The organism is Saccharomonospora halophila 8, assembly GCF_000383775.1.
Taxonomy (GTDB): domain Bacteria; phylum Actinomycetota; class Actinomycetes; order Mycobacteriales; family Pseudonocardiaceae; genus Saccharomonospora; species Saccharomonospora halophila.
This window is the reverse complement of record NZ_KB912550.1, coordinates 1-3,521: the sequence shown is the minus strand read 5'-3', so window position 1 is coordinate 3,521 and position 3,521 is coordinate 1. Positions and strand designations below refer to the sequence as shown.

At 73.6% G+C, this 3,521-nt stretch carries 3 protein-coding genes; all 3 read left to right on the top strand.

The window, feature by feature from the left end; genetic code table 11:
* Positions 1-116 precede the first annotated feature (116 nt).
* Complete coding sequence (crtI, locus tag SACHA_RS0111440) at positions 117-1,643, top strand: phytoene desaturase family protein (protein ID WP_019809825.1); 1,527 nt, start codon at positions 117-119, stop codon at positions 1,641-1,643.
* Entirely contained in the window at positions 1,640-2,428 is a 789-nt protein-coding gene (locus tag SACHA_RS0111435) for an LLM class F420-dependent oxidoreductase (protein ID WP_019809823.1), read from the top strand. The genes crtI and SACHA_RS0111435 overlap by 4 nt, the downstream gene beginning before the upstream one ends.
* A 59-nt stretch (positions 2,429-2,487) precedes the next feature.
* A partial coding sequence (locus SACHA_RS0111430; protein ID WP_019809821.1) for an AAA family ATPase occupies positions 2,488-3,521 on the top strand: 1,034 nt, incomplete at its 3' end.

Below are 3,521 nucleotides of genomic sequence, written 5' to 3'. Positions count from 1 at the left end.
CCGGCGGCCGGGCGGCTCGCCGACCTCGCGGACCGGGCGACCCGCCGCAACTACTGACGCTCGCGCGCACCGCCCGCCTCCGGTCCGCCGAGCCGAACCGGAGGCGAGGAGGACACATGGGCGACAGTGGTGTCGGGCACGTCGTGGTGGTGGGGGCCGGGCTGGCCGGGTTGTCGGCCGCCGCCCACCTGCTGGGATCCGGCAGACGGGTCACGGTGCTGGAGCGACGTCCGGATCCGGGCGGCCGGGTGGCCGACGACGAACGCGCCGGGCACACCGTCGAGACCGGGGCCAGTGTGCTGACCATGCCCGAGCTGCTCGACGAGACCTTCGCCGCGGTCGGGGACACCACGGCGGCGTGGCTGGACCTGGTGCGGCTCGATCCCGCCTACCGTGCGCACTTCGTCGACGGCAGCACCGTCGCGCTGCACACCGACGCGGAGGCGATGGAGGCCGAGATCGAATCAGTGGCGGGCCCCGGGGAGGCGGCGGGCTACCGGCGGCTGCGGCGGTGGCTGACCGCGCTGTACGAGGTGCAGCGCGACCGGTTCATCGGCAGTGACTTCGACTCCCCGCTGGAACTGGCCCGGCCCGAACTGATGCGCCTGGCCGTCCTCGGCGGGTTCGGCAGGCTCGGTCCGGCGATCGGGCGGTTTCTCCGGGACGACCGGCTGCGCAGGCTGTTCTCGTTCCAGTCGCTGTACGCGGGGCTGGACCCGGCGCGCGCCCTGGCCGCCTACGCGGTCATCGCGTACATGGACACGGTGGCGGGTGTCTACCACCCGCGCGGGGGAATGGGCGCCCTCGCCCGCGCCCTGGCGGGAGCACTCGGACGCGCGGGCGGCGAGGTCCGTACCGGAACCCGCGTGGCACGACTGGAACGTGCGTCGTCACAGGTGTCGGCCGTGGTCACGGCCGAGGGGGAACGTCTGGCCTGCGACGCGGTGGTGCTGGCCACCGACCTGACCACGGCCTACGCCCTCCTGCGGGCGCGGCCACGGCGCCCCGTCCCCCTGCGGTACTCCCCGTCGGCGGTCGTCCTGCACGGGAGCACCCACCGGGACTGGCCGGCACTCGATCACCACACCCTGTTCTTCGGGGGCGCGTGGCGGCGCACCTTCGCCGAGATCGCGCGCGAGGGACGGCTGATGAGCGATCCGTCGCTGCTGGTGACCCGGCCGACGGCGACCGACCCGGGCCTCGCGCCGCCGGGCAGGCAGGTCCTCTCGGTGCTGGCCCCGGCGCCGAACCTGCACACCGGGCGGCTGGACTGGCCGGGGCTGGCACCGGCCTACCGCGACGAACTGCTGCGCACGCTGGCCGGGCGCGGTCTGGACGGGTTCGCCGACGACGTGGAGATCGACGAGGTGGTCACCCCCCGGACGTGGGCGGAGCGGGGACTCGCCGCGGGAACGCCGTTCTCGCTGTCCCACACGCTGGTCCAGACGGGGCCGTTCCGCCCCGCCAATCGGGTCCGGGGGATCGACAACGCCGTGCTCGCCGGATGCGGCACCGTGCCCGGCGTCGGCATCCCGCCCGTGTTGATCTCCGGGCGTCTCGCCGCGGCGCGCCTCACCGGCGCGCACCGCGCCCGCCGTCGTTCGCGCGCGAGTGCGCCGTCCTCAGTACGCTCGACCTCATGACCACGACGAACCGCGGGAGAGTCCGCATCGGACTCCAGCTGCAGCCACAGCACGCCGGGTACGCCGACATGCGGCGCACCGCCGTCGAGGCGGAAGATCTCGGTGCCGACATGGTGTTCAACTGGGACCACTTCTTCCCGCTCAGCGGCGATCCGGACGGCAAGCACTTCGAGTGCTGGACCATGCTCGGCGCCTGGGCGGAGACGCTGTCCCGGGTGGAGATCGGCGCGCTGGTGACCTGCAACAGTTACCGCAATCCCGACCTGCTCGCCGACATGGCGCGCACCGTCGACCACATCAGCGGTGGCAGGCTGATCCTCGGCATCGGGGCGGGCTGGTTCGAGAAGGACTACGTCGAGTACGGCTACGAGTTCGGCACCGCGGGCGGCAGGTTGGCCGACCTGGCCGAGTCGCTGCCGCGCATCCGGCGCAGGCTCGACACCCTGAACCCGCCGCCCACCCGCAGGATCCCGATCCTGATCGGCGGCGGGGGCGAGAAGAAGACGCTGCGGCTGACGGCCGAGCACGCCGACATCTGGCACGGCTTCGGCGACGTGGACACCGCCGCGCGCAAGGTCGAGATCCTCGACCGGCACTGTGCCGACGTCGGGCGCGACCCGGCCGACATCGAACGGTCCGTGGGGGTGAGCGGCAGCCCCGCCGATTCCGGGGACCAGTTGCTCGACCTCGGCATCACGACCTTCACGGTCTCGGTGGGCGGCCCGGAGTACGACCTGACCACACTGCGTGAGTGGCTGGCCTGGCGGGACGAGAAGAACCGCTGATCGGTCGGTTCTTTTACGCAACTCTTTCCTTATGGTGACCGACCGGTAACACTGTCGGCATGCTCGCCGTGTGGAATGCGACACCCGCGCACGCCTTCCGGGTGCACGGGCGCGACCGCGAACTCGCCGTGCTGACCGGGGTGCTCGACGACGCCTCCCGGGGCACCGGAGCGGCGCGTGTCGTCATGGGCCGGTCCGGCGTCGGCACGACGGCACTGCTCGACGAGGTCGCCGACCGCGCCGGGACGTTCCGGGTGCTGCGCACCCGGGGCACGGTCGCCGAGTCGGAGGTTCCGTTCGCCGGTCTGCACCAGCTGTTGCGGCCACTGGACCACCTGCTGTCCGGGCTCGCGCCCGGGCAGGCGGATCCGCTGCACCGGGCGTTCGGGCTCTCCGCCGACGTCGACCCGATCGCGGTGCGCGCCGCCACCCACGCGCTGCTCTCCGCCGCCGCGGCGGAGGGCCCGACGCTGTGCTGTGTGGACTCGGCGCACGAACTGGACACGGAGTCGCTGGCCGCGCTGGCGTTCGCCGCCCGCAGACTCGATCACCTGGGCGTCGTCGTGTTGTTCGGCACCGACCACGCGATCCCGGCGGGGCGGGCCGAGTTCCTGGCCGAACTCCCCCGTCTGCGGCTCGGGCCGTTGGAGCCCGACGCAGGGCACCGGGTGCTGCGGGACCACCTCGGGCCCGCACTGCCCCACGACCTGGCCGACAGCCTGCTCGACCTCGCCGACGGCAACGTGCTCGCCCTCGTCGAACTCGCTTCGGCCGTCACGGTGGACCAGCTCAGCGGCCGCGCCGACCCACCGACCGGGCTTCCCACCGACAGCAGACTGTGCGCCACGGTCCGCGGGCGGTTGTCCGCACTGTCGCCCGCGGGCCGGAGGGTCGTCGTGCTCGCCGCCGTGGATCACCGGCTCGACCGGCGCACGCTGGACCGGGTGTGGACCCGGACCGGGGAGGGCGCGGACGCGCTGACCGACGCGGTCGGTTCCGGACTGGTCGAGGTCTCCGGGGAGATCGTGCGGCCGGCCGAGGCCGTGCCCGGATGCGCCCTGCTCGCCGCCACCGACCCGGGCGAACGGCACCG